This window comes from Dankookia rubra, assembly GCF_004355005.1.
Taxonomy (GTDB): domain Bacteria; phylum Pseudomonadota; class Alphaproteobacteria; order Acetobacterales; family Acetobacteraceae; genus Paracraurococcus; species Paracraurococcus ruber_A.
In genome coordinates this window covers 61,504-81,403 of the sequence record NZ_SMSJ01000016.1, presented here as the reverse complement: position 1 = coordinate 81,403, position 19,900 = coordinate 61,504, and the positions used below count along the sequence as shown (strand labels likewise).

Below are 19,900 nucleotides of genomic sequence, written 5' to 3'. Positions count from 1 at the left end.
GGCCGGCTCAGCGGACCAGCACCCGCAGCGCGACCAGCCCGGCGATCCCGCAGGCGGCGATCACCGCCGCCATCGGCACCGCCGTGCCGGTATGCAGCAGCCCGACCAGCGCACCGGCCAGCGCGCCGCCGCCGAATTGCAGCGTGCCGATCAGCGCGGAGGCGCTGCCCGCATGCCGCCCCTGCGGGCCCATCGCCAGCGTCGTCGCCAGCGGCATCACCGCGCCGATGCCGGCGACATAGCCGAAGACCAGCGCCGCGATCGCGGCGAAGCCGCCGAGCCCGGTTGTCGCCGCGCCCAGCAGGGCGGCCCCGGCCAGCGACATCCAGGCCAGGGCCGCGCGCAGCATCCGCGCCGGCGGCACCCGCTTCGCAAGACGGGCGACGCTCTGCGCCGCGATCATGATGCCGAAGGCATTCACCCCGAAGAACAGGCCGTATCGCTGCGGCGAGACGCCGAACAGCTCCATGTAGACGAAGGGCGAGCTGCTGATATAGGCGAACATCCCGGCCAGCGGCAGCACCGCCGCCAGCGTGTGGCCGAGGAAGTGCCGATCCCGAAGCAGCCGCAGATAGGTGCGGATGATCGCCGCCGGCCCGTCCTGCCGGCGCCGTTCCGGCTCGAGGCTCTCCGGCAGTGCCAGCGCCACCACGATTGCCAGCGCCGCGGCATAGGCCGCCAGCACCCAGAAGATCAGCCGCCAGCTGCCGAAGCCCAGCAACGCGCTGCCGATCGAGGGTGCCAGGATCGGCGCCAGCCCCTGCACCAAGCCGAGCTGCGCCATCAGCCGGATCGCCGCATGCCCCTCCGCCAGGTCGCGGACGATGGCCCGGGCCATGACCATGCCGGCGCAGCCACCGAGGCCTTGGCCGAAGCGCAGCCAGGTCAGCGTCGCGACATCGGCGGTGGTGGCGCAGCCGAGCGAGGCCAGGCTGAAGATCGCCAGCCCCAACAGCAGCGGCGGCTTGCGGCCGAGACGATCGGCCAGCGGCCCGTAGACGAGCTGCGCCGTCGCCATGCCGGCGAAGAAGGCGGCCAGCGTGCCCTGCACCGCGGCAGGGTCGGCCGGCAGCCCGGCCGCGATGTCCGGGAAGGCCGGGAGGTACATGTCGGTGGCCAGCGGCCCGAAGGCCGACATGGCGCCGAGGATCAGGGGCAGCAGCCAGGGACGCGGGAGCATTCATTGGGCTTATCACCCGATGTTGCGCTGCACCATGGCCCCCGGCTCCAAACGGTCCCGGTCAGAAGCCGATGCCTTCCTCCCGCAGCCGGTCCTGCACCAGCCGCTTCGGGATCTTGCCGTAGCCGGATTTGGGCAGGGCGTCCCAGACCACCACGCGCAGCGGCTGCTTGTAGCGGGACAGGCGTTCGTTGAGGTGGGCGAGCACCGCGCCTTCGGTCACCTGATGGCCGGGTCGGGCGACCACGGCGGCGACGCCGCTTTCGCCCCAGCGAGGGTGCGGCAGTCCGACCACGGCGCATTCCAGCACCGCGGGGTGGGTCAGGATCGCCTCCTCCACCTCCCGCGGGTACACATTGCTGCCGCCCGAGATGTACATGTCGGAGGCCCGGCCGGTGATGGTCAGGAACCCCCGCGCGTCCAGGTGGCCGAGGTCGCCGGTGTGGAACCAGCTGCCCCGGAAGGCCTTCTCGTTCGCCTCCGGATTCTCGAAATAGCCGGCGAAGACGGCGGGGCCGCGGACGCAGATCTCGCCGGTCTGGCCCGGCGCTAGGCGGGCGCCGGACTCACCGAGGATGGCGATGTCCATGCCGGTCCGGGCGCTGCCACAGGACCCGAGCGGAAAGCTCTCGTCGTCCTCGGTGCTGTGCTGGTCCGGCCGGAGGACGGTGATGTTGCCGGTGACCTCGCCCAGGCCGAAATACTGCACGAGGCAGGGGCCGAGCTTCTGCAGCGCGCGCTTCTGGTCGGCGCGGTACATCGGCGCCCCGGCATAGATCACGTGCTTCAGCGAGGAATGGTCGTAGCGGTCGACCGCATCGTGCTCGACCAGCGCGGTCAGGATGGTCGGCACGGTGAACATGTTGGTCACCCCGTGCTCCTCGACCAGCCGCCAGGCCTCCTCGACGTCGAACCGCTCGGTCGGCAGCAGCACGGTCCGCGCCCCGCGCGCCACCTGGCCGAGCTGGTGGATGCCGGCGCCGTGCGACAGCGGCGCCAGGACCAGCGACGCGTCGCGCTCCGTCACGCCGGGGAACAGGTCGGCCAGGTGGTTGGTGACGACGAAGGCCATCTGCCCATGCGTCAGCACCGCCGCCTTGGGCCGCCCGGTGGTGCCGGAGGTGTAGAAGAACCAGACCGGATCGCCGTATTCCACATCCGCCTCGTGGTCCGGCGGCGGCGGCGTCGCGGCCGCCAGCGCCGATTCGTAGTCGAGGTCCTCGCCCTGCGCGTCGCCGATCGCCAGGACCAGCTCGCAATGCCCGGCGGCGCGGATGGCGTCGGCATGTGCCGAGAAGCCGCGGTCGCGCAGCAGGGCCCGGGCGCGGGAGGTCTCGGCGAGGTACCCGACCTCGGCCGGGGTGAGGCGGAAATTGGTCGGCACCCAGACCGCCCCGATCTTGAAGGCGGCCCACATCATCTCGAACATCGCGTTGCCGTTGCGGCTATGCGTCAGGATGCGGTCGCCCTTGCCGATGCCGCGCGCCCGCAGCGCGGCACAGAGACAATCGACCCGGGCATCGAGCTCGGCGAAGCTCCAGCGCTGTTCGCCCCAGACGAGCGCGACGGCATCCGGCACGCGGCGCGCCGTCTGGGTGAGCAGGCGGCCGAGATTCATGGCGGTGGCGGGACCCATTCGACGATTCCTCCTGGCCTCAAGAAGCAAGAAAGCCAGGCCGGGGAAAGGTATTCCCCCGCACCCCAAGCTGTTTTTGTGGGTTTCGCAATGACTGCGGCGCGCCGAGCAGGCGCTGCAGGAAGACCAGGTCCAGCCAGCGGTCGAATTTCCGCCCGACCTCACGGAGATGCGCCACCCGCCCGAAGCCCAGGCGCTCATGCATGGCAATCGAGGCGGCTTTCGCCGCATCGACCCCGGCGATCATCATGTGCTTCCCGAGGCCTTCCGCCACCGGAAAGAGCGCCGTCACCAGCGCCCCGCCGCGGCCGCGGCATTTCGCCCGGATGTCCAGGCTGTGCGCCACCGTATGGCGATGGCCCGGCCAGGCACGGAAATCGCCGAAGCCGGCCATGCCCGCCGCATCCTCGGCCACCAGCACCGGGTAGCCCTCCGCCTGCCGTCCGGCGAACCAGGCGGCGCGGTCGGCCGGCGGCATCGGATCGTCGGCCTGGACCGCGGTCGAAGTGCGGATGACCTCATTGTAGATCGCCAGGATGCCGGGCGGGTCGGTTTCGCCGGCGGCGCGAACAGTCATGTCGTGCATTCCCTAAATATTCGTATCGCGAAGTTTTCGGCCGCGCTTGGCTTCGCATCTGCAGCATTTCACGCGTAGCTAATCCGTACATCCAGGGAATGCTGCCCATGTCCTTGTCGCGCGCTGCGGCCGCGCCCCCGCGCGGGCTGGCCACGACCACCGTCCCCGCTGCGGCCTTTGCGCTTGGTTTCTGGGGCCTTCTCGTCCTCGGCATCGTGCTCGGCATGCTGGCCCTGCCACATGGCCGGATCGGCTATACGCTCGATGATCCCTACATCCACCTGGCCTTGGCCGAGCGGATCGCGCAGGGCCATTACGGCATCAACCTAAGCGAGGTGACGGCCCCGTCCTCCTCAATCCTCTGGCCCTTCCTGCTGGTGCCCGGCGTCGGGACCACCTGGCACGTCTGGCTGCCGCTCGGCATCGCCCTGGCCTGCGGCGCGGCGAACGCGGTGCTGCTCGGGCGGCTGGTGGACCGGCTGCCCTGGGCCCCCGGTGCCGATTGGGCGCGGATCGCGCTGGTCGTGCTGCTGGTCCTGGCCGGCAACCTGGCCGGGCTGCCCTTCACCGGCATGGAGCACAGCCTGCAGGTGCTCCTCGCCGCCGCCTGCGCCTGGGGGCTGGCGGAGGCGATGCGCGGCCGCCCGATCCCCCTCTGGTGCCTCGCTGCGGCAGCGACCGGCCCGGCGGTGCGCTACGAGATGTTCGCCCTGGTCGGCGCGCTGATGATCGCGCTGGCCGGGCAGCGGCGCTGGGCCGCGGCGGCCGGGCTGCTGGTCGCCGCGCTGGCGCTGCCCGTCGGCTTCGGTGCCTGGCTTACGGCGCAGGGCCTGCCGCCGCTGCCCAACTCGGTGCTGGCGAAGTCGGATGTCTATGCCGGGGCGGAAGGCGTGCTCGGGCCCGTCCTCGCCCTGGTCTCGAATGCCTCCCTGGAACTGCTGCGGCATCCGCGCCGCTGGCCCTACCTGGCCTTGCTGGTCCTGCTCGCGGCGCTGACGCTGCGGGCGCCGCCGGTGCAGCGCTGGCCGCTGGCCGGCGCGGTCGCCGCGCTCGGCCTGCACGCATTGGTTGGCCGCTTCGGCTGGTTCTACCGCTACGAGGTTTACGCGCTGCTCTTCGGCGCCATGGTGTTGGCGGTGGCCTTGGCCAGCGCCTCCCGGACCTGGCGCATGGCCGGGGCCGCGGTGCTGCTGGCCGCCGCCGCGGCGCAGGCGCCGGCGGCGTTGCAATCGCCCCGCGCCGCGCAGAACATTCAGGACCAGCATTACCAGATGCACCGCTTCGTCGCCGATTACTGGCGGCAGGGCATCGCGGTGAACGACCTCGGCTGGGTCAGCTACCAAGTCGATCCGAAGCTCTATGTCCTCGACCTCTTCGGCCTCGCCTCGAACGAGGCGCTGCGGCAGAAGCACAAGGACGGCCCCTGGATGGAGGCGATGGTCCGCCGCCACGGCATCCGGCTGGCGATGATCTATCCCTGGTGGTTCGAGGGCGTGCCCGAATCCTGGGTCCGGGTCGCCGAGCTGCGGCTGTCCGGTCCGCGCATCGCCCCGGCCGGCGACACCGTGACCTTCTACGCGACCGAGCCGGGAGCGGAGGCGGAACTGCGGCGCAAGCTGGCGGAATTCGCGCCGACCCTGCCGGACGGCGTGCGGCTGGACCTGCGCTGAGCCCAGGGCCGGGGCAGCGGGCGCCCGCTGCGTGGGCAGTCCCGTCCCCGGGGCGGCGAGCGCGGCAGTGCCACCCTCTCGCCAAAGCGAGGGGAGGGCGGTCATATGCCGCATCGCCCTCCGGGCCGAGACATGGAGACCGCAATGATCGACCAGGCCGCCATCGACGCATTGTTCCTCACCGCGCGCACCCACAACAAGTGGAAGCCGGAGCCGGTGAGCGAGGCGGAGCTGCGCCAACTCTACGACATCCTGAAGATGGGCCCGACCTCCGCCAACTGCTCGCCCGCCCGCTTCGTCTTCGTCACCACGCCCGAGGGCAAGGAGAGACTGCGGCCGGCGCTTTCCTCCGGCAACCTGGAGAAGACCATGTCGGCGCCGGTGACGGTGATCATCGGCATCGACACCATGTTCTACGAGAAGCTGCCGACGCTCTTTCCGCATGCCGATGCCCGGTCCTGGTTCACCAGCAGCCCGGCTCTGGCCGAGGAGACCGCCTTCCGCAACGGCACCCTGCAGGGCGCCTACCTGATGCTGGCGGCCCGCGCCGTCGGGCTCGACGTCGGCGCCATGTCCGGCTTCGAGAAAGCCAAGGTGGACGAGGCCTTCTTCGCCGGCACCACGGTGAAGTCGAATTTCCTCTGCAACCTCGGCCATGGCGATCCCAGCGGCGTCTTCGGCAAGCTGCCGCGGCTGCCCTTCGAGGAAGCCTGCAGCATCGCCTGAGGAGCCCTGCCATGATCTGGCGAGCGGCTGCCGGTGCCGCGCTGGCGCCGAGGCCTGCCGGGGCGACGGGCAGCGCGACTGCCGGCGCGCCGCCGCGGATGGCGGCCCCGGAGCACCGTCGGACGGAATGATCGGCCGCGCGATGGTCTCGGTGACCTGCGACATGGCCGGCGCCATGCCTGCGCCGGGGCACCGCCCGGTGCCTGGGATGCGTGCCGGGCGACGGCCGGTCCCGACGGGTCGGGCCAGCGCCGCGGCCGCTCCAGGGACGGCCGGCGATGGCCGCGGGCGGGCAACGCAGCCGGGCCGCCTTGCCCTGGCGGATCGCCGATGAGGCGGCGGCAGGTCCTTGCCGGCGCGGCCACGGCCTCGTCCCTGCTTTTGGGCGGCTGCGTGCCGGTGGTCATGCCCGCCGGCCCGGAAGTCGGCAGTCCTGTCCTGTCGACGCGAAGCTTCACTATGTCGGACGGCAGGGAACTGCCCTATTCCGCATGGTTGCCAGAGAGGGCGCCCCGCTTCGTCATCCTCGGCCTGCACGGCTTCGGCGACTATTCGCGCAACGCCTTCGACATTCCGGCCCCGGCCTTCACCAGCCATGGCGTGGCCCTTTATGCCTATGACCAGCGGGGCTTCGGGGCGGCGCCCAACCGCGGACTCTGGCCCGGGGTCCCGACGCTGGTGGCCGACTGCACCGCCGTCGTCGCGCTGCTCGCGGCCCGGCATCCCGGCGTCCCGGTCTTTGTCCTGGGCGAGAGCATGGGCGCCGCCGTCGCGCTCGTCCTGGCCACCCGCCACCCGGCGCTGCCGGTCGTCGGCTATATCCTCTCAGCCCCCGGCGTGCGCGGCCGTGCGAGCATGGGCGAGGTCTCTCGAACGGCGCTCGAGATCGCCTCCCGGCTGATCCCCGCGGTCGGCTTCAGCGGCGCGGCGCCGGGCTTCTCGCCCTCGGACAACGAGGACGCCATGCGCCGCTGGTCGCGCGACCCGCTGACCGCGAAGGAGTTCCGCGTCGACCTGGTCTATGGGCTGGTCGACCTGATGGACCAGGCGCTGGATGCGGCGACCCGCTTCGCCCCGCGGGCCCTGGTGCTGTACGGGGCGAAGGACCGCATCGTGCCGCCCGACCCGCTGCGGCGGCTGCTGGCGACCATGCCCGCCAGCCCGGACCGCCGGGTCGCCTATTACCGCGAGGGGCACCACCTGCTGCTGCGCGACCGTGGCCGGGCCGTGGTGATCGGCGACATCCTCGCCTGGCTGGACCAGCCAGGCGCGCCGCTGCCCTCCGGCGCCGACCAGGCCGCGGAGGCATGGCTGGCGGCGGAGGGCGATGCGCGCCGCTGACGCGGCGCGGGGCCGGGGGACGGCCGCAGCCGTCCCCCCCCGGCCGGTTGGTCAGGACGCCTTCAGCGGAAGGGCGAGGAAGGCCCGGCCACCGTCACGCTCCACCTGCAGCGCGATGGCCGCCTTGCCGTCCTTCCGCGCCGCGCCGACTGCCTCGACCACGTCGCGCGGGCCCTTCACCGTCCGGTCGCCGGCGCGGAGGATAACATCCCCTGTCTGCAGCCCTTGGTTGGCGGCGGCGCTGTCCGGCCGCACCTCGGCGATGACGGCACCCTCGCCGCCGCGGTTCGGGGCCAGAGCCAGGCCTAGATTGCCCTGGGCCTGCCGCTCCTCGCCGGTCGCCCGTGCCTCCCGCGTATCCGGCGCCTGGCCGAGGGTGACCTTCTGCTCGATCGGCTTGCCGTCGCGCAGCAGGTGCAGGGTGACGCTGCCGCCCGGCTTCACCGCGGCCACGGCTTCCGCCAGGTCACGCGGCTGCGCCACCGGCCGGTCGCCCACTGCCGTGACCACGTCGCCCGGCTGCACCCCGGCCTTGGCGGCCGGTCCGTCCTTCTCGACGCCGCCGATCAGCGTGCCCTTGGCATCCTTGATCGACAGCGCGCCAGCGAGCTCGTTGTCCAGCTTCTGCATGGAGACACCGAGCCAGCCGCGCTCCACCCGGCCGTTCTGCTGCAGCTGCGCCACCACGCCCTGCACCAGCGCCGAAGGCACCGCGAAGCCGATGCCGATATTGCCGCCGGAGGGCGAGAAGATCGCCGTGTTCACGCCGACCACTTCGCCCGCGGTGTTGAACAGCGGGCCGCCGGAATTGCCGGGGTTGATCGAGGCGTCGGTCTGGATGAAGTCGTCATAGGGGCCCGCGCCGATCTGCCGGCCGCGCGCCGAGACGATGCCTGAGGTCGCGGTGCCGCCGAGGCCGAAGGGGTTGCCCATGGCCAGCACCCATTCGCCGACGCGCAGGTGGTCGCTGTCGCCGAACTTCACCGTCGGCAGGTCGCCGCCGGCGTCGATCTTCAGCAGGGCGATGTCGGTCTTCGGGTCGGTGCCGACCACCTTGGCCGGCAGCTCGCGGCCATCCGCCAGCTCGACCTTCACCGTATCGGCCTCGCCCACCACGTGGTTGTTGGTCACCACGTAGCCGGCGCGGTCGATGATGAAGCCGCTGCCCTGGCCCATGGTGCGGCGGGGCTTGGCGCCCTGGTTGGCCCCTGGGCGCTGCTGCTGCTGGAAGAACCGCTCGAAGGGCGTGCCGCGCAGCTCGGGCGGCAGGTCGGCGACCTGCTGCGCCTCGGCATGGCCGGTGACCGTCACGCGGACCACGGCCGGGCCGACCCGGGCGGCGAGGTCGGCGAAGTCGGGGCCGGCCGGGCGGGGCAGGGCGATGGCGGTGCCCGTCGCGGTCTGGGCATCGGCCGGCAGGACGAAGGGGGTCAGCGCGGTGGTGCCGAGGGCCAGCGCCAGCGCACCGGCGGCCAGGGTGCGGATGCGGCGATTCGGGGTGGGCATGCGATCCTCCGTGGAAAGGCCACCCGGTCGGGCGGCATGGCGCCATCAGGCCACCCGCCAGTTGCCCGCAGCCTCGCCCGAACCATACCGATCCGTATGGGACCGCTGCCGCCGCTTCGCGCTACATCAATCCGGGGCCGGAGCCGGGAGGGCGCGTTGAAGATCCTGGTCGTCGAGGATGATGCGGAAACCGCCGACTATGTCGCACGCGGCCTGACGGAGGCCGGGCACACGGTGGACCGCGCCGCGGACGGGCGGGAAGGCCTGTTCCTGGCCAGCGACGGCACCTACGACGTGCTGGTGGTGGACCGGATGCTGCCGAAGCTCGACGGGCTCGGGCTGGTGCGGGCGCTGCGGGCGGCCGGGGTGCGGACGCCGGCGCTGTTCCTGACCGCCCGCGCCGGGGTCGGCGACCGGGTCGAGGGGCTGGAGGCCGGCGCCGACGACTACCTCGGCAAGCCCTTCGCCTTCGCCGAGCTGCTGGCGCGGCTGAACGCCCTGGCGCGGCGGCCGCCCATGAGCGCCGAGGTGACGGTGCTGCGCGTCGCCGACCTCGAGATGGACCTGCTGAAGCGCAGCGTCACCCGCGCCGGCCAGCGGATCGAGCTGCAGCCGCGCGAATTCCGCCTGCTGGAATACCTGATGCGTCGCACCGGCCAGGTGGTGACGCGGACCATGCTGCTGGAAGCCGTCTGGGATTTCCATTTCGACCCCAAGACCAGCGTGGTGGAGACGCATATCAGCCGCCTCCGCGCCAAGCTGGACCGCGAGGGCGCGCCGCCGCTGATCCATACCATGCGCGGCGCCGGCTACTGCCTCCGTGCCCCCGACTGATCCCGCCGGTGACCGGCCGCGCTGGTGGGGGAGCACCGCCTTCCGCATCACCCTGCTGCATCTGGTGCTGACGCTGCTGGGGACGCTGGCGCTTTCGGGCGTCGCCTGGTGGGCGACCACCGGCTTCGCCCTGCGCCAGCTGGCGCAGGAGGTCGAGCGCGATTCGGCGGTGCTGGTCCAGGCCGTGCGGCTCGGCGGGCCGGCCTCCGTCGCACTGTCTATCGAGGCGCGGATGGCGGCCGACCGCAGCGGCACCCAATATTTCCTGCTGGCGGCGCCGGATGGCCGCAGGCTGGCCGGCAACCTCGCCACCACGCCCCAGGCGCCGGGCTGGGAGCGATTGCAGGTGTCCGGCGCCGGGGTGGACACCGCGCTGCTGGCGCTCGGCACCGCGCTGCCGGGCGGCGGCTTCCTGGTGGTGGGTCGGGACCTGGCGCCGGTGCGGCAGCTGGAGGGCTTCCTGCTCTCGGCCGCGGGCTGGGTCGGCGGGACGGCGCTGCTGCTCGGCCTCGGCGGCGGGCTGCTGATCGGGCGCGGCGTGACGCGGCGGGCCAGCGCCATGGCCGCGGCGCTGGCCCGCGTGGAGGCCGGGGAGATCGGCCACCGCCTGCCGGTGCGGCACGGCGGCGACGAATTCGACCGGCTGGCGCGGCGGATCAACACCACGCTCGACCGGGTGCAGGGGTTGATGCAGGCGCTGCGGCAGGTAACCGATGATATCGCGCACGACCTGAGGACGCCACTCAGTCGGCTGCGGCAGCGGCTGGAATCAGCCTTGCGGACGGCGGAAGGCGATGCTGCCTGGCGCGCCACGACCGAGGGCGCGATCCACGACGCGGAACAGATGCTGGACGTCTTCGCCGCCCTGCTGCGGATCGCCCAGGCCGAGAGTGGCGCCCGCCGCGCCGCCTTCGTCCCCTTCGACCTTTCCGCCGTGGTCGAAGCCGTGACGGAGGTGCATGCGCCCTCGGCCGAGGCTCGGCGCCAGACGCTTCAGGTGAACGTGCCGCCAGGACTATCGATCCTGGGCGACAGGGATTTGGTAACGCAGATGCTGTCCAATATCCTGGACAATGCGGTGAAGCACGGACGCTCCGGCGGTCGGATCGACGTCCAGCTCACGGCGCGGCCGGCAGGTGGTGTGGTGCTGACAGTGGCAGATGACGGGCCTGGCATTCCGGCGGAGGCACGCGAGGCGGTGCTGCGCCGCTTCCACCGGCTGGATGCTGCGCGGGCAACCCCCGGGACCGGCCTGGGGCTCGCCCTGGTCAAGGCGGTCGCCGACCTGCACGGCATGGCGCTGACATTGGGCGAGGCCGGGCCAGGGCTGCGGGTGACGCTCGAGATGCCGGCGGTGACGGCATGATCCGGGCCGGCACGCTGCTCGCCCTGGGGCTGCTGACGGCGGGGGAGGCACGGGCACAGCTCTGGCCGTTGCAGACCGGGCCGGGTGGCGACATCGTCAGCCAGGCCATGGCGGATTTCGACCGGCTGCGACGCGGTGCCCCGGAACTACAGCCGGATATCGGCTTCCTGCCCGGGCGTGCCGCCGTCGCTGCGCCGGCCTGGACCCCGCCGCCCATGCCAAGGCCGCGCCCGGTTCGCCGCACTGCCGCCCCGCGGCGGGAGCCCGCCGTGGCGGCGGCCCCGATGTCCGCGCCGGTGGCAACGCCGTCGGAGCGGCGGCCGGATCTCGAGGCTGTCGAGCGCCGGCTTGCCGAGCGCGAGCGGACGCTCCGCGACCTGCAGCGTGACCTGGTGGAAGAGCGAAAGCTGGTGGAGGAATGGCGCGGGGGGCAGCGGACGAGCCGCTGAAGGGCGGAACCGCCGGCAGGCGCACAACTGCTTTGCAGACAGCAAGCCGAACCGGCCGGGCGAAACAGATGGTCGGAGCGGCGGGATTCGAACCCACGACCCCTTGTCCCCCAGACAAGTGCGCTACCAGACTGCGCCACGCTCCGACGCCGGCGGGATAGCATCGCGGCAGGCGGGCCGCCAGCCCCCTGATCGGGATTTGCGGTTGGGGGCTTTCAGCCCCCGCGCACCTGGCTCCGCAGCATGTGCTTCTGGAGCTTGCCCGTGCTGGTCCGCGGCAGCTCGGCAAAGATGACCTGCTTCGGTGCCTTGAAGGGCGCCATGTGCTGCCGGCAATGGGCAATCAGCTCGGCCTCAGTGGCGCTCGCCTCCGGCTTCAGCTCGACGAAGGCGCAGGGAACCTCGCCCCACTTCTCGTCCGGCTTGGCGACCACCGCCGCCAGCATCACCGCCGGATGCTTGTAGAGTGCGTCCTCGACCTCGATCGAGGAAATGTTCTCGCCGCCCGAGATGATGATGTCCTTGGAGCGGTCCTTCAGCTGGATGTAGCCGTCCGGATACTTCACCGCGAGGTCGCCGGTGTGGAACCAGCCGCCGGCGAAGGCGGCCTCGGTCGCCTTGGCGTCCTTCAGGTATCCTTTCATCACGACGTTGCCGCGCATCATGACCTCGCCCATCGTCGTGCCGTCGGGCGGCACGGGCTGCAGGGTGTCGGGGTCGCGGACGTCGAGCGCCTCCAGCGCCTGGTAGCGGACGCCCTGGCGGGCCATCAGCCTGGCCTGCTCCGGCGCGGGCAGGGCGTTCCAGGCGACGTTCCATTCGTTGACCACCGAAGGGCCGTAGCATTCGGTCAGGCCATATACGTGCAGCACCGCGAATCCGGCGCTGCGCATCGCGGCCAGCACCGCTTCCGGCGGCGGCGCGCCGGCGACGACGAACTGCACCTGGTGCGGCAGGTCCCGCTTCTGCGCCGCCGGCGTGTCCAGCAATGCCGACATGACGATCGGCGCGCCGCACATATGGGTCACGCCGTGTTCGGCCATCAGCGCCCACATCGCGGCGCCGCGCACCGCGCGTAGGCAGACATGCGTGCCGGCGACGGCGGTGACGGTCCAGGGAAAACACCAGCCGTTGCAATGGAACATCGGCAGGGTCCAGAGATAGACCGGATGCCGCGCCATGCTGGCCGAGAGCACGTTGCCGGTCGCCAGCAGCTGCGCGCCGCGATGGTGATAGACCACGCCCTTCGGCTTGCCGGTGGTGCCGGAGGTGTAGTTGAGCGCGATGGCGTCCCATTCATCCTGCGGCATGCGCCAGGCGAAGGCCGAATCGGCTGCGGCGAGCATCGCCTCGTAGTCGTGGCCGCCCATGGTATTGGCGTTGGCCGCCTCGCCGGCTTCCGGATCGGCGACCTCGATCACCAGCGGCTGCGCCTTGCATTGGGTGAGCGCGAGGCGGAGCAGCGGGATGAATTCGCGGTCGACCAGGATCGCCTTCGCCTCGCCATGATCGAGTATATAGGCGATGGTCGCGGCATCGAGCCGGGTGTTCAGCGTGTTCAGCACGGCGCCGGCCATCGGCACGCCGTAATGGCATTCCAGCATCTCCGGCGTGTTCGGCAGCAGCGCCGCCACCGTCTCGCCGCGGCCGATGCCCTGCGCCGCCAAGGCCGAGGCGAGCCGCACGCAGCGGTCGCGCAACTCGCGGTAGGGCCGGCGCAGCGCACCATGGATGACCGCGACGTGGTCCGGGAAGACCGCCGCCGCACGCTCAAGGAACAGCAGCGGCGTCAGCGGCTGGTGATTGGCGGGGTTGCGGGCGAGCCCGGTCTCGTAGTCCTGCGCGGCCATGTCGTCGTTCCTACCGATGCCGCCATTCCGGCGTGCGCTTGCCGAGAAAGGCGCCGATCCCCTCGGCGGCATCCTCGGCCAGCAGGTTCTCTACCATGACCGTACCGGCTGCGGCATAGGCCTCGGCCAGCGGCAATGCTGCCTGGGCGTTGAAGCCGCGCTTGCCGAGGCGCAGCGCGACCGCCGACCGCGCCGCGATCCGCTGCGCCAGGGCCAGGGCCTCCGGCAGCGCCTGGCCGGACGGGACCACGCGGTTCACCAGCCCCATGCGGTGCGCCTCGGCGGCCGGGATCATCTCGCCCAGCAGCAGCATCTCCATTGCCGCCTTGCGCGGCACCGCGCGGGCGAGGGCGACGCCCGGGGTCGTGCAGAACAGGCCGATATCGACGCCGGGGGTGCAGAACTTCGCCCCTTCCGCCGCGACCAGCAGGTCGCAACTCGCGGCGAGCTGGCACCCGGCGGCGGTGGCGACGCCCTCGACCGCGGCGACGACCGGCTGAGGCAGGGTGACCACCGCCTGCATGACGCCGGCGCATTCCGCCATGGTGGCTTCGAAGAAGGCGCGGCCGGCATCGGGGTCGGTGCGGCGCGCGGTGATCTCCTTCATGTCGTGGCCGGCGGAGAAGGCGGGGCCTTCCGCCGTGATGACGACGCAGCGGATGGCATCCTCGGCGCCAACGCCGTCGAGCGCCGCCTGCAAGGCGGCGAGCATGGCGCGGGAGAGGCTGTTGCGGGCCGCGGGGCGGTTCAGCGTCAGGATGGCGACCGGGCCCTCGTCCCGGCGCAGCACCATCGCCTCATTGTTCCCCGCCGGGGCGTGGGTTGCGGACATGCATCTGGCTCCCTTCTTGGCCGCAGAGGTAATGCGGCCCGGAGCGCACGCGCAATGGGGTCGCGCTCAGGCGCGGGCCGGGCCGTAGTGCCGGTAGATCGCCTCGGCCAGCGCCTTCAGCGCGGCATCGGCGCGCTGACCGGCGATATTGGTCTGCATGACCATGGCAAAGTCGCGGCTCGGCTGCACCAGGACCAGCGCCAGGTTGAGCGTATTGGACCCGGCATGCTGCAGGAAAGGCTCGCTCGACCAGGGATGGCGGAGCACCCCCCAGCCAAGGGCATAGCCGCCGCCACCCGGTGTGCCCGGGGCCGCATCGGGCCGTGGCGCCATGGCAACCACCTGGGTATGCAGCCGCCGCAACGTCTCCGGCGTGACCAGGGCCGGGCCGCGCTTGCCCTCTCCGGCATGCCATCCGGCCCAGGCGGCGAAGTCGAGCACCGAGAGATGCACCGTGCCGGCCGGGCCGATGATCAGCGGGTTGTCGCCATTGGGGCCGGCCAGCATGGGCTCCGGCGTACCGTCGGGCTGGATCGCGTGCCCAAGCGGCGCGTCGGTCCGGCCGAGCCGCGCCGCCGGCCCGAAGCCGGCGGTGGCCAAGCCAAGGGGGGTGAAGATCCGGGCGACGACGAGTTCTTCCCAACTGCTGCCGGCGGCGCGCTCGGCGGCCGCGCCGGCCATGGTGTAGCCCATGTTGGAATAGGCGAAGCGGCTGCCGGGCGGCGAGGCCAGCGGCTGCGTGCTCCATTGCCGCACCAGCCAGTACCGCAGCGCGTCGAGGTTGCCCGGCTGCAGGTAGGACTGGCCGAGCAGCCGGTCGAAGACCTCGTTGTCCATGGGCAGGCCGCCGGTATGGGAAAGCAACTGCGTCAGGGTCACGCCGCGCAACCCGGCATCCATGCCGGAGGCGAGGTCGGGAAAGGCCTCGGCGACGGTGGTGTCCCAGCGCAGCCTGCCTTCTTCGACCAGCATCGCCACCAGCAGCGAGGTCATCGCCTTTGTGTCCGAGCCGATGTGAAAGGCGTCATCCAGGGTGACCGGCGTCTCGGTGCCCCAGCGCCGGATGCCGACCGCGCCGGCGGCGGTGACGCGGCCATCCTGCACCGCGGCGGCGGCCAGCGCCGGCAGCCCGTGCTCCGCCAACACGGGTTGCAGCAGCGGGGCGAGAGAGGTGGCGCCGGGCGGGATCGCGGCCGGTGCCGCACCGGCCGCGAGCGTGGCCAGCGCCGTTCGGCCCAGCATTGTTCGTCGACGCATGGCGATCCCTCCGCTTCGGCTCCGCCGATGCTGGAGCAGAACCCGTGCGGAAGGCCAGATGCGGTGGAGGGTGCCGTACCATGTCCGGCCGCACCCTCCACCCTTGGTTGTCAGGCTGGCGTGAACATCGTCGCCGGCGGTGAGTCCCCCTGGGTCGGCTTGAAGACGACCTTGACCTTCTGGCCGATCTTCAGGCTGTCCAGGTCGCAATCGACGATGTTGGTGAAGATGCGGACACCCTCGTCCAGCTCGACATAGGCGACGCTGTAGGGCTCCTTCGTCCGCATCACCGTATAGGTGTAGATCGTGCCGGTGCCCTTGGCCTCCACCAGCTCGACATTGTTCGAGAGCGTGAAGGGCGAGCAGCCCCGCGGGTACCAGAAGTGCTTGCCGGTATCCTTGCAGAGGCCGATCAGCAGCCGTCCTTCCCGCGCCGCGTCGAAGTACGGCTTGTTGGTCGGGTCGACGTTGATCGCCGGAAGGGCGCGGTTGGACGCTGGCGTTGCCATCGGGATCACACCCTTTCCAGAACGACGGTTGCGCTGCCATGCCGGGTGCCGAGCAGGCCACCGGTGCCATGCGCCAGGGCCAGGGTGCAGCCGGGCACCTGGACTTTCGGATGCGCCTCGCCGCGAAGCTGCCGCACCGCCTCGATCACCTTGGTCATGCCGCCGCGATTGGCCGGATGGTTGTTGCAGAGCCCGCCGCCATCGGTGTTGAAGGGCAGCTTGCCGACGCCGCTGATCAGGTTGCCGTCCGAAACGAACTTGCCGCCCTGGCCCTTTTCGCAGAAGCCGAGGTCTTCCAGCTGCATCAGCACGGTGATGGTGAAGCTGTCGTAGATGCTGGCGTACTGGATATCCGTCGGCGTCACGCCGGCTTCCTCGAAGGCGCGGGCGCCGGACCAGCGGGCGCCGGAGAAGGTCACGTCGGTATAGCCGGCATTCTGGTTCTTGGTTGCCTCGCCGGCGCCCTTCACCTTCACCAGCGGCCGCTTCAGGGATCTGGCGATCTCAGGCGTGGTGACGATCAGCGCGCCGCCGCCATCCGAGATGACGCAGCAATCGAGCCGGTGCAGCGGGTCGCTCACCATGGGCGAGTTCACAACGTCTTCCACCGTGACGACCTTGCGCAGCATCGCATGCTCGTTCCACTGCGCGTGGTGGCTGGCGGCCACCTTGATCCAGGCGAGCTGCTCGCTGGTGGTGCCGAATTCATGCATGTGCCGCATGGCGCACATGGCGTAGACATTCGCCACCGTGCGGCCATAGACCATCTCGAAGGGGTCGTCGGGCACGTTGGCGCCCCAGGTGCGCGGCGCGGTGCCGGTGGCCATCGCCTCGGCGCGCGGGCGGCCGGCCAGCGTCACAAGGGCGATGCTGCACTTGCCCAGCGCGATCGCTTCCGCCGCATGGCCGACATGCAGGACATAGGAGCTGCCGCCGACATCGGTGCTGTCGAGGTGCTTCAGCTTGGTCAGGCCGAGGTAGTCGGCCATGTTCAGCGGGCCGAGGCCGGGGGCGGCGCCGGTGCAGAAATAGCCGTCGATGTCGTCCTTGCTCAGCCCGGCATCCTGCAGCGCGCCATAGGCGACCTCGGCATGCAGCTGCGCGACGGAGGTGTTGTCAGCCTTCCGCGTCGGGTGCTCATAGGCCCCGACGATATAGGCCTTGCCATTGATGCTCATGGGCGTCGTGGCCCTCCCTTTGGTTCGCTGGCTATCTATCCCCGCGCAGGTTTCCCCGCTCGCGCCGCGGCGTCAAGCCAGGGGGCGGGCTATTTCAGCCCGCCGCCGAGGAACTGCTTCAGCTCCGCCGTCTGCGGCGCGTCGAACAGCTTGGCCGAGGGTCCCATCTCCCAGACCTTGCCCTGGTGCATGAAGACGGTGGTGGTCGCCACCCGCTCAGCGAAGGCCATCTCGTGCGTCACCAGCAGCATGGTCATGCCATGTGCCGCCAAGCGCTCCATGGTGGCCAGCACCTCGCCGGTCAGTTCGGGGTCGAGCGCGCTGGTCACCTCGTCGAACAGCATCACCTTCGGCCGCATCGCCAGCGACCGAGCGATGGCGACGCGCTGCTGCTGGCCGCCCGAGAGGTTGTCCGGCCAAGCGTCGAAACGCTCGGCCAGGCCGACCTCGGCCAGGGTCTCCTCCGCCCGCGACCGCGCCTCGACCTTCGAGACGCCGAGGACGACGCGCGGCGCCAGCATGATGTTCTCGCCGACCCTGAGGTGCGGAAACAGGTTGTAGCTTTGGAAAACGATGCCGACATCCTTCCGGAGGTCGCGCAGCCCATGCGCGCTGGCGTCGAGCCCATGGCCCGCCACCTGGATACGGCCGGACTGGATCTGCTCGAGCCCGTTGATGCAGCGGAGCAGGGTGGACTTGCCGGAGCCGCTGCGGCCGATGATCGCCACGACCTCGCCGGACTCGACGCTCAGGTCGATCCCCTTGAGGACCTCGACTTCGCCGAAGCGCTTGTGGACGCCTTCAACCTGCACGACTGGCATTGAGCTTCCCTTCCAGGCGCCGGGCCAGCAGCGAGATCGGCCAGCAGATGGCGAAGTAGATCAGCGCCACCGTCCCGAAGACCTTGAAGGGCTGGAAGGTGGCGTTGTTGACCAGGTTGCCGGCGCGGGCCAGCTCGATCACCCCGATGATGGAGACGATGGAGGTGTTCTTCACCAGCTGGACGATGAAGCCGACGGTCGGCGCGACGGCGATGCGCATCGCCTGCGGCAGGATGACGTAGCGGTACTGCTGCGGCCGGGAGAATGCCAGCGCCGTCGAGGCCTCCCATTGTTGCCAGGGCACCGCCTGGATGCAGCCGCGCCAGATCTCGCCGAGATAGGCGCTGGCATAGAACGCCATGGAGATCGAGGCAGCGACGATCGGCGGCAGGTCGAAGCCGAGCATCGACAGCCCGTAATAGGCGAGGAACAGCAGGATCAGTACCGGGATGCCCTGAACCACGCCGATCCAGCCGGCCGCCAGCAGCCGCAGCGGTGCCAGCCGCGAGGTGCGGGCAATCGCCACCACGAAGCCGAAAAGACCGCCGAGGACCAGCGACAGCACGGTCAGCAGCAAAGTCCAGCGCGCCGAGCTCAGGATGAAGATGAACTCGGACTGGGTGAATTCGCGGATCATGCGCCGGACTGCCCGCGCAAGCGGCCAAGGCCGGACCCGGTCGGGAAGAGCACCGCGCCGAGCCCGGCGAAAAGCACCCGCAGCGTCAGCGCGATGGCGAGGTAGATCAGCGCCACGGTGATGTAGGTCTCGAAGCTGCGGAAGGTGTCCGATTCGATGTTGGAGGCCTGGGCCGAGAGCTCCTGCACCGAGATGAAGGAGCAGACCGAGGTCGCCAGCGTCACCAGCACGAACTGACTGGCCAGCGCCGGCCAGACCCGGGCGATCGCCGGCGCCAGCACGATGTAGCGGAACACCTGCCAGCGGGTGAGCGCGAGGGAGAGCCCGGCCTCGATCTGGCTCTTGTGAACGCTCTCGATGCCGGCGCGAACGATCTCGGTCACGTAGGAGCCGAGATAGACGACAAGCCCGATCAGCGCCGCCTGTTCTGCGGTCAGCTTCACGCCGATCGAGGGCAGGCCGAAATAGATGATCAGCAGCTGCACCAGGAAGGGCGTGTTGCGGATCAGCTCGACATAGACGTCGATCAGCACGCCTGCCGCGCGCGGCGCCAGGCTGCGCAGTGCCGCGAGCAGGATGCCGAGCAGCCCGCCGAAGACGATGGCCATGCCGGCGAGCTGCAGCGTCTGCAGCAGCCCTTCCAGCAACAGGTCGCTGCGGGCGAAGACCGCGCCGAACTGGAACTGGAACCCCATCTAGAAGACGGCGAGGTCGGCCGGCAGCGGGCTTCCCGTCCACTTGGTGGAGAGCTCGTCGAGCTCGCCATTGCCCTTCATGAAGTAGATGGTGTTCTGCAGCCATTGCCGCAGCTCGAACTGGTCCTTGCGGACGGTCATGCAGTTCGGCTGGTTGAACAGCAGGAACTTGTTCTCGAGGCCAGCTTCCGGACGGGTCTTGGCGATCTCGCCGCCGATGGTGTCAGGGATGCCGCAGGCATCGATCTGGCCGACGATCAGCGCCTGGGCGCTGGTCGCGTCATCCTCGAAGCGGACGATCTGGGTACCCTTCGGCGCCTTGCGGACCAGGGCCTGTTCCTGCGGCGTGCCGCGGGGGACGCCGACCTTCTTGCCGACCAGGTCGCCCAGTTCCTTGATGGGACTGTCCTTCTTGGCCATGATCATCATGCGGAAGGCGCTGTAGGGCATGGTGAACATCACCGTCCTCGCCCGCTCCGGCGTTGCCCCCAGCGTCGCGCAGAGGAAATCCACCTTGCCGGATTCGAGCGCCGGGATGCGGGAGGGCGGAGTCAGCGAACTGATCTCGGCCGGGACGCCCAGGTACTTCGCCAGCAGGTTCGAGACATCGATGTCGTAGCCGATGGCATTGCCCTGCGGGTCGACCATGCCGAAGGGCGGTGCGCCGGTGACGACGCCGATCCGCGCCTTGCCGCGCTTGATGATGTCGCCGGTGGTGATCGGCCCGGCCTGCTGGGCCTGGGCGGCGCTGGTGAACAAGGCGGGTGCCGCCAGGGCGGCACCGGCGAACAGGCGCTTGCGCAGAAGCATGGGTTTCCTCCGGGTGGGATTGGGGC

At 70.7% G+C, this 19,900-nt stretch carries 19 protein-coding genes and 1 tRNA gene; 6 read left to right on the top strand and 14 right to left on the bottom strand.

The window, feature by feature from the left end; translation table 11 throughout:
• Positions 1–7: 7 nt before the first annotated feature.
• The 3 genes from E2C06_RS14425 to E2C06_RS14415 all read right to left on the bottom strand — a co-directional run bounded on the left by E2C06_RS14425 (position 8) and on the right by E2C06_RS14415 (position 3,393).
• The gene (locus E2C06_RS14425; RefSeq protein WP_133289308.1) at positions 8–1,180 is read right to left on the bottom strand and encodes a Bcr/CflA family multidrug efflux MFS transporter; all 1,173 of its coding nucleotides are present in this window, start codon (positions 1,178–1,180) and stop codon (positions 8–10) included.
• A 61-nt stretch (positions 1,181–1,241) separates the two neighbouring features.
• Positions 1,242–2,816: an acyl-CoA synthetase gene (locus tag E2C06_RS14420; protein WP_133289307.1), complete on the bottom strand. Its 1,575-nt coding sequence runs from the start codon at positions 2,814–2,816 to the stop codon at positions 1,242–1,244.
• A gap of 19 nt (positions 2,817–2,835) precedes the next feature.
• Positions 2,836–3,393 carry a GNAT family N-acetyltransferase gene (locus E2C06_RS14415; protein ID WP_133289306.1) on the bottom strand — a complete coding sequence of 186 codons (558 nt, stop codon included), beginning with the start codon at positions 3,391–3,393 and terminating at the stop codon, positions 2,836–2,838.
• Between the two features lie 107 nt (positions 3,394–3,500).
• Between E2C06_RS14415 and E2C06_RS14410 the strand changes: the two genes are divergently transcribed.
• From E2C06_RS14410 to E2C06_RS14400, 3 genes are all read left to right on the top strand, one after another.
• Positions 3,501–5,063: a hypothetical protein gene (locus E2C06_RS14410; RefSeq protein ID WP_133289305.1), complete on the top strand. Its 1,563-nt coding sequence runs from the start codon at positions 3,501–3,503 to the stop codon at positions 5,061–5,063.
• A 144-nt stretch (positions 5,064–5,207) separates the two neighbouring features.
• The gene (locus E2C06_RS14405; protein ID WP_133289304.1) at positions 5,208–5,789 is read left to right on the top strand and encodes a malonic semialdehyde reductase; all 582 of its coding nucleotides are present in this window, start codon (positions 5,208–5,210) and stop codon (positions 5,787–5,789) included.
• A 459-nt stretch (positions 5,790–6,248) separates the two neighbouring features.
• The gene (locus E2C06_RS14400) at positions 6,249–7,130 is read left to right on the top strand and encodes an alpha/beta fold hydrolase (RefSeq protein ID WP_165982392.1); all 882 of its coding nucleotides are present in this window, start codon (positions 6,249–6,251) and stop codon (positions 7,128–7,130) included.
• A gap of 51 nt (positions 7,131–7,181) precedes the next feature.
• Here the strand turns inward: E2C06_RS14400 and E2C06_RS14395 are convergent, their stop codons facing one another.
• Positions 7,182–8,636 carry a DegQ family serine endoprotease gene (locus E2C06_RS14395; protein ID WP_133289302.1) on the bottom strand — a complete coding sequence of 485 codons (1,455 nt, stop codon included), beginning with the start codon at positions 8,634–8,636 and terminating at the stop codon, positions 7,182–7,184.
• A gap of 156 nt (positions 8,637–8,792) precedes the next feature.
• Between E2C06_RS14395 and E2C06_RS14390 the strand changes: the two genes are divergently transcribed.
• From E2C06_RS14390 to E2C06_RS14380, 3 genes are read left to right on the top strand one after another with little or no spacing between them, the layout of a single operon-like run.
• Entirely contained in the window at positions 8,793–9,470 is a 678-nt protein-coding gene (locus E2C06_RS14390) for a winged helix-turn-helix domain-containing protein (protein WP_133289301.1), read from the top strand.
• Positions 9,457–10,836, top strand: coding sequence for a sensor histidine kinase (locus tag E2C06_RS14385; RefSeq protein ID WP_133289300.1), 1,380 nt, complete (start codon positions 9,457–9,459; stop codon positions 10,834–10,836). Before E2C06_RS14390 ends, E2C06_RS14385 begins: the two co-directional genes overlap by 14 nt.
• Positions 10,833–11,285, top strand: a complete 453-nt coding sequence (locus E2C06_RS14380) for a hypothetical protein (protein WP_133289299.1) — start codon at positions 10,833–10,835, stop codon at positions 11,283–11,285. Before E2C06_RS14385 ends, E2C06_RS14380 begins: the two co-directional genes overlap by 4 nt.
• Positions 11,286–11,354: 69 nt before the next feature.
• On the opposite strand, the gene E2C06_RS14375 is transcribed toward E2C06_RS14380, so the two are convergent.
• The 10 genes from E2C06_RS14375 to E2C06_RS14330 all read right to left on the bottom strand — a co-directional run bounded on the left by E2C06_RS14375 (position 11,355) and on the right by E2C06_RS14330 (position 19,874).
• Positions 11,355–11,431: transfer RNA gene (locus E2C06_RS14375), tRNA-Pro, on the bottom strand.
• 69 nt (positions 11,432–11,500) lie between these two features.
• Positions 11,501–13,135: an acyl-CoA synthetase gene (locus tag E2C06_RS14370; RefSeq protein ID WP_133289298.1), complete on the bottom strand. Its 1,635-nt coding sequence runs from the start codon at positions 13,133–13,135 to the stop codon at positions 11,501–11,503.
• A gap of 10 nt (positions 13,136–13,145) precedes the next feature.
• Positions 13,146–13,967, bottom strand: coding sequence for an enoyl-CoA hydratase (locus tag E2C06_RS14365; RefSeq protein ID WP_133289297.1), 822 nt, complete (start codon positions 13,965–13,967; stop codon positions 13,146–13,148).
• Between the two features lie 66 nt (positions 13,968–14,033).
• Positions 14,034–15,224, bottom strand: a complete 1,191-nt coding sequence (locus E2C06_RS14360; protein ID WP_133289296.1) for a serine hydrolase domain-containing protein — start codon at positions 15,222–15,224, stop codon at positions 14,034–14,036.
• A 110-nt stretch (positions 15,225–15,334) separates the two neighbouring features.
• A complete protein-coding gene (locus E2C06_RS14355) occupies positions 15,335–15,733 on the bottom strand; it encodes a Zn-ribbon domain-containing OB-fold protein (RefSeq protein ID WP_133289295.1) in 399 nt (132 codons plus the stop codon).
• Positions 15,734–15,738: 5 nt separating this feature from the next.
• On the bottom strand, positions 15,739–16,911 hold the full coding sequence (locus E2C06_RS14350; protein WP_133289294.1) for a thiolase domain-containing protein: 1,173 nt from the start codon (positions 16,909–16,911) through the stop codon (positions 15,739–15,741).
• A gap of 89 nt (positions 16,912–17,000) precedes the next feature.
• Positions 17,001–17,732 (bottom strand): amino acid ABC transporter ATP-binding protein, encoded by a 732-nt coding sequence (locus E2C06_RS14345; RefSeq protein WP_133289293.1) that lies wholly within the window; start codon positions 17,730–17,732, stop codon positions 17,001–17,003.
• Positions 17,713–18,369: an amino acid ABC transporter permease gene (locus tag E2C06_RS14340; RefSeq protein WP_133289292.1), complete on the bottom strand. Its 657-nt coding sequence runs from the start codon at positions 18,367–18,369 to the stop codon at positions 17,713–17,715. Before E2C06_RS14340 ends, E2C06_RS14345 begins: the two co-directional genes overlap by 20 nt.
• Positions 18,366–19,064: an amino acid ABC transporter permease gene (locus E2C06_RS14335; protein ID WP_133289291.1), complete on the bottom strand. Its 699-nt coding sequence runs from the start codon at positions 19,062–19,064 to the stop codon at positions 18,366–18,368. The genes E2C06_RS14340 and E2C06_RS14335 overlap by 4 nt, the downstream gene beginning before the upstream one ends.
• Positions 19,065–19,874 carry a transporter substrate-binding domain-containing protein gene (locus E2C06_RS14330; protein WP_133289290.1) on the bottom strand — a complete coding sequence of 270 codons (810 nt, stop codon included), beginning with the start codon at positions 19,872–19,874 and terminating at the stop codon, positions 19,065–19,067.
• Positions 19,875–19,900 lie beyond the last annotated feature (26 nt).

What these genes read in the sequence shown, in the direction of transcription:
- E2C06_RS14425 (WP_133289308.1), bottom strand. Translation starts at nt 1,180, where the DNA reads ATGCTCCCGCGTCCCTGGCTGCTGCCCCTGATCCTCGGCGCCATGTCG.
- E2C06_RS14420 (WP_133289307.1), bottom strand. Translation starts at nt 2,816, where the DNA reads ATGGGTCCCGCCACCGCCATGAATCTCGGCCGCCTGCTCACCCAGACG.
- E2C06_RS14415 (WP_133289306.1), bottom strand. Translation starts at nt 3,393, where the DNA reads ATGACTGTTCGCGCCGCCGGCGAAACCGACCCGCCCGGCATCCTGGCG.
- E2C06_RS14410 (WP_133289305.1), top strand. Translation starts at nt 3,501, where the DNA reads ATGTCCTTGTCGCGCGCTGCGGCCGCGCCCCCGCGCGGGCTGGCCACG.
- E2C06_RS14405 (WP_133289304.1), top strand. Translation starts at nt 5,208, where the DNA reads ATGATCGACCAGGCCGCCATCGACGCATTGTTCCTCACCGCGCGCACC.
- E2C06_RS14400 (WP_165982392.1), top strand. Translation starts at nt 6,249, where the DNA reads ATGTCGGACGGCAGGGAACTGCCCTATTCCGCATGGTTGCCAGAGAGG.
- E2C06_RS14395 (WP_133289302.1), bottom strand. Translation starts at nt 8,636, where the DNA reads ATGCCCACCCCGAATCGCCGCATCCGCACCCTGGCCGCCGGTGCGCTG.
- E2C06_RS14380 (WP_133289299.1), top strand. Translation starts at nt 10,833, where the DNA reads ATGATCCGGGCCGGCACGCTGCTCGCCCTGGGGCTGCTGACGGCGGGG.
- E2C06_RS14370 (WP_133289298.1), bottom strand. Translation starts at nt 13,135, where the DNA reads ATGGCCGCGCAGGACTACGAGACCGGGCTCGCCCGCAACCCCGCCAAT.
- E2C06_RS14365 (WP_133289297.1), bottom strand. Translation starts at nt 13,967, where the DNA reads ATGTCCGCAACCCACGCCCCGGCGGGGAACAATGAGGCGATGGTGCTG.
- E2C06_RS14360 (WP_133289296.1), bottom strand. Translation starts at nt 15,224, where the DNA reads ATGCGTCGACGAACAATGCTGGGCCGAACGGCGCTGGCCACGCTCGCG.
- E2C06_RS14355 (WP_133289295.1), bottom strand. Translation starts at nt 15,733, where the DNA reads ATGGCAACGCCAGCGTCCAACCGCGCCCTTCCGGCGATCAACGTCGAC.
- E2C06_RS14350 (WP_133289294.1), bottom strand. Translation starts at nt 16,911, where the DNA reads ATGAGCATCAATGGCAAGGCCTATATCGTCGGGGCCTATGAGCACCCG.
- E2C06_RS14345 (WP_133289293.1), bottom strand. Translation starts at nt 17,732, where the DNA reads ATGCCAGTCGTGCAGGTTGAAGGCGTCCACAAGCGCTTCGGCGAAGTC.
- E2C06_RS14340 (WP_133289292.1), bottom strand. Translation starts at nt 18,369, where the DNA reads ATGATCCGCGAATTCACCCAGTCCGAGTTCATCTTCATCCTGAGCTCG.
- E2C06_RS14335 (WP_133289291.1), bottom strand. Translation starts at nt 19,064, where the DNA reads ATGGGGTTCCAGTTCCAGTTCGGCGCGGTCTTCGCCCGCAGCGACCTG.
- E2C06_RS14330 (WP_133289290.1), bottom strand. Translation starts at nt 19,874, where the DNA reads ATGCTTCTGCGCAAGCGCCTGTTCGCCGGTGCCGCCCTGGCGGCACCC.